Origin of the sequence: Streptomyces sp. SID1328 (assembly GCF_009865595.1) — a bacterium.
GTDB lineage: Bacteria > Actinomycetota > Actinomycetes > Streptomycetales > Streptomycetaceae > Streptomyces > Streptomyces griseoluteus.
The window spans coordinates 1-4,256 of record NZ_WWKH01000179.1 but is presented as its reverse complement, the minus strand read 5'-3'; the positions used below and the strand labels follow the sequence as shown (position 1 = coordinate 4,256).

At 73.0% G+C, this 4,256-nt stretch carries 3 protein-coding genes and 1 pseudogene; all 4 read right to left on the bottom strand.

What is annotated here, in order from left to right; translation table 11 throughout:
* On the bottom strand, positions 1 to 1,167 hold a 1,167-nt coding region (locus GT030_RS05445), incomplete at its 3' end, for a PucR family transcriptional regulator ligand-binding domain-containing protein (RefSeq protein WP_161200090.1).
* Positions 1,168 to 1,183: 16 nt separating this feature from the next.
* The gene (locus tag GT030_RS05440; protein ID WP_161200089.1) at positions 1,184 to 2,467 is read right to left on the bottom strand and encodes an aspartate aminotransferase family protein; all 1,284 of its coding nucleotides are present in this window, start codon (positions 2,465 to 2,467) and stop codon (positions 1,184 to 1,186) included.
* Entirely contained in the window at positions 2,464 to 3,306 is an 843-nt protein-coding gene (locus GT030_RS05435; RefSeq protein WP_161200088.1) for a nitrilase-related carbon-nitrogen hydrolase, read from the bottom strand. The genes GT030_RS05440 and GT030_RS05435 overlap by 4 nt, the downstream gene beginning before the upstream one ends.
* 157 nt (positions 3,307 to 3,463) lie before the next feature.
* A pseudogene (locus GT030_RS05430) lies at positions 3,464 to 4,256 on the bottom strand (hypothetical protein); the annotation flags it as partial.

Genomic DNA, 4,256 nt, shown 5'->3' with positions numbered 1-4,256 from the left:
GGGGGTGCGCAGCCGGGCGGCGAGACGACTGGTGAGCGCCTCGGCGTCCTGGTCGCGGGCGAGGCTGAGCAGGACGGCGGTCGCCCCGTCGGCCAGCTCCGCGACGAGTCCGGTCAGGCCCAGCGTGCGCAGCACCCGGTCGAGCCGCCCGGGCTCGGCACCGGGCACCACGAGCGGCACGAACGTCCGCCGGTTGACGGGGAGACCGGCCGCCCGCGCCCTGGGCAGCAGGTGGCGGGCGGGTACGGTCCCGGAGGCGAGGTCGGTCAGCAGGCCGTGCGCGGACTGCTCCTCCCAGGTGCGGCCCGAGGCGCCGCCGAGCATCCGGTGCAGCACCAGTGCCTCGGCGGCCCGGTCCGCGAGCAGGCGCCCGCTGGCCGAGTCGCCCCGGTAGCCGCACAGCAGCAGCCTGCCCCAACGCTCCCCGCGTCCGCCCAGCTCGGCGCGGACCCAGCCGTCGCCCTCGCTGCCTCCCCCCGTGCCTGAAAGGCCTGGGTGGTGCCCCCATGCCTGCCGGGCGATGCGCTCCCAGTCGCGCAGCACGTCGTCCACCGCAGGCCGCTCCCCCGCCGTGGCGAGGACCCGGTGCGCGAGGTTGGTGAGGACGACCGGACAGCCGGAGTGCTGCGCGACCTCGTCCAGCAGCCGTTGCAGCGGGGCACCGGAGGTGATCAGCGCGGTGAGGCTCGTCCGGACGGCCTCGGAGAGGCTGACGGCGGCGAACTTGGCCCGGACCAGCCGGGACTGGACCTCTTCGGTGAGTTCGGCGAAGGGGAAGGGCCGGTGCAGCACGACCAGCGGCAGTCCGCACCGCTCGGCCGCCCGGCGCATCACCTCGGGCGGCGTGGGGAAGGCGCGGCCGAGCCCGAGGACGACGGCGGCGGCCTCCGCCCGGTGCAGCGACTGGACGTACGCGGCCTGCTTGGCCTCGTCCCCGGCGAGCAGCACTCCGGTGGTGAGCACCATCTCGCCGCCGGTGAGCATCACGCCCACGTCGGCGGCCTCGGCCACGTGCACCCAGCGCACCGCCCGGTCGAGCCCGCCGGCCCCGGCCACCACCTCGGGCTCCCCGGCGAGCACCCGCTCCAGCGTGAGCACCTGCCGGACGGACAGGGCCGGTTCCTGCGGCCGCCAGGACGTGTGCCGGGAATCCGAGGTCATGGTCATCGGCTGTACCCCGTCTCTAGTACGTGCTCCTCAGCGCGTTCTCGAGGATCGCCGCGCCTTCCTCGGCCTCCGCGACGGTGAGCGTCAGCGGCGGGGCGATGCGCAGGGCGCTGGTGTCGTGGCCGCCGCCCTTGCCGATGAGCAGGCCGTTCCTGCGGGCCGTCTCCAGGACGGTGGCGGCCGCGGCCGGGTCGGCCTCGTCGGTGCCCGGCTTCACCAGCTCGATGCCGATCATCAGCCCCCGGCCGCGCACCTCGCGCACGCCGGGCAGCCCGGCGGTGACCCCGCGCAGCAGTTCGATGAGCAGGCCGCCGACCCGGCGGGCGTTGCCCTGGAGGTCGTGCTCGAGGTGGTAACCGAGGTTGGCGAGCCCGGCGGCCATGGTGATCTGGGTGCCGCCGAAGGTGGAGATGCTGTTGGCGTCGATGCAGTTCATGATCTCGGCGCGCGCGATCACCCCGCCGATGGACATGCCGTTGCCGATCCCCTTGGCGAAGGTGACGATGTCCGGCGGCCCGCTCTGGTCGTGCGCCTGCCAGCCCCAGAAGTGCTCGCCGGTGCGGCCCCAGCCGGTCTGGACCTCGTCGGAGATCCACAGGATGCCGTGCTCGTCGAGGACTTCGCGGAACGCCGCGTACAGACCGTCCGGCGGGGAGGTGAAGCCGCCGACGCCCTGGATGGGTTCGGCGATCAGCGCGGCCGGGGGCCGGGTCTGGCCCAGGAGGTCGCGCAGGTCGGCCACGCAGGCGTCGATGAAGGCGCGGTCGTCCAGGTCGGCGTACGGGCCGCGGGTGCGGACACCTCCGTGCACGTACAGGGTCTGGAGCGGGGAGAGGGAGGTCGGGGACCAGGTGCGGTTGCCGGTGATGCCGACCGCGCCGAAGGACCGGCCGTGGTAGCTGTTGCGCATCGCCACGACCGTGTTGCCCTGGCGGTAGGTGGTGGCCAGCAGCATGGCCGTGTCGTTGGCCTCGGTGCCGGAGGTGGTGAAGAAGACCCGCGCGTCCGGGATGCCGCTCACCATGGCGACGCGCTCGGCCAGTTCGACCATCGGGCGGTTGAGGTAGAGGGTCGAGGAGTGGATGATCCGCCCGGCCTGCTCGGTCACCGCCTTCGTGACCTCGGGCAGCGCGTGCGCGGTCATGGTGGTCAGGATGCCGCCGAAGAAGTCCAGGTAGCGATTGCCCTGGGAGTCCCAGACGTACCGGCCCTCGCCGTGGGTGATCTCCAGCGGGTCATCGTAGTAGAGCGCGAGCCAGTCGGGCATGACGCCCCGGTGGCGGGCGTACAGGTCGTTCACGGGTTCACCAGCCCCTCGTAGGCGTCGGGGCGGCGGTCGCGGTAGAACGCCCACTGCTGCCGGACCTCGTCGATGAGGTCGAAGTCCAGGTCGCGGACGAGGAGTTCCTCGGTCTTGTCGTCCCCGACCTCGCCGACGAACTGGCCGCGCGGGTCGACGAAGTACGACGTGCCGTAGAAGTCGTTGTCGCCGTACTCCTCCTGGCCGACCCGGTTGATGGCGGCGACGAAGTACTCGTTGGCGACGGCCGCGGCGGGCTGCTCCAGCTGCCAGAGGTGGGCGGAGAGTCCGCGGTGGGTGGCGGACGGGTTGTAGACCAGCTGGGCCCCGTTGAGTCCCAGTTGACGCCAGCCCTCGGGGAAGTGGCGGTCGTAGCAGATGTAGACGCCGACCTTGCCGACCGCCGTGTCGAAGACGGGCCAGCCGAGGTTGCCGGGTTTGAAGTAGTACTTCTCCCAGAAACCCTTGACCTGCGGGATGTGGTGCTTGCGGTACTTGCCCAGGTAGCCGCCGTCCGCGTCGATCACGGCGGCGGTGTTGTAGTAGAACCCGGAGCCGTCGACCTCGAAGACCGGGACGACGATCACCATGCCGGTCTCGCGGGCCAGCTCCCGCATCCGGGTCACGGTCGGGCCGTCCGGTACCGGTTCCGCCCAGCGGTAGTGCTCCGGCTCCTGCACCTGGCAGAAGTAGGGGGCGTTGAAGACTTCCTGGAACCCGATGATCTTCGCGCCCTGCCGCGCGGCCTCGCGGGCGTACTCCTCGTGCTTCTCGATCATGGACTCGGTGTCGCCGGTCCAGGTGGCCTGAACCAGTGCGGCACGTACGACGTTGGCCATGAGCTGCTCCTTCGACGCGGCGTCCGAGCCTCTACGCCCGTAGAAACGGGCCGTAGAGGGACGAAAGTAAGCCTCTTGGACGCCCTTGCCAAGACCATCGTCGCCAACCCGCTGATTCGGTCCCGTTTCGCACCCCTGCGGGTGAGCGGGGTGCCGGTCAGGGCGTGATCCCGGCGGCGCGGAGTGCGTGGAGGAGGGCCCGGTGGTGGTCCTCGGAGACGTGCCGGGCGGCCTCCAGGAGGAGGGGGGTGAGGCGGTCGGGGTCCGGGGCGGCGAGGCGGGCCGCGTCCTCGGGGGTGCGGGTGCGGAGGGAGGCGTCGAGGAGGGTGCGGGCGTCGCGGGTACGGCCTTCTTCTTGGAGTCGCGCCACGGCGGCGCCGGTTTCCTCCGGTGGGCGGGCGGCGCCTTCGCGCAGGAGGCGGTGGGCTTCTCCGGGGTGGCCGGCTGCCGTCAACACCTCTGCCGCGGTGACCAATTGGTCCGGTGGCAGGGCGGCTGCCTCCCAGCGGAGGGTGGTCCAGTCGGCATGGGTGAGGGCGTCGGCGAGGAGGGGGAGGCGTACGGCGGGCCAGCGGGCGGCTTCCGCCAGGAGCGTGTACGCCTCACCGCTGCGGCCTGCGGCGCGGAGGACGGCGAGGTGCGCCACGGCCTGGGCTACGGCGCGGTGGTCGTCGGGGTGGGGTACGGGGACGGCCGTCCCCTGCCCGCCGGCCTCGGTCTCGGCCTCGGCTCCCGCGAAGCGGGCCCCCCGGAGGTCGGGGGTGGCCTGCGGGGTGCCGGGGAGGACCAGCGACGCCGGAGCCTCCTCGTCCAGCCCGGCGAAACGGGCGCTGCCCCGGCGGCGTTTGCGGGGCTTGGAGGGGGCGGCTTCGGCGGCTGGATGACCCTCGGCCTGCCCAGGGGCGCGGGCAGCGACTTCTGCCGGGCCGTCCGGCGCGAGGGCGGACGCG

Excerpts from the sequence above, each read along its gene's own strand:
- GT030_RS05435 (WP_161200088.1), bottom strand. The coding sequence starts at position 3,306 with ATGGCCAACGTCGTACGTGCCGCACTGGTTCAGGCCACCTGGACCGGC.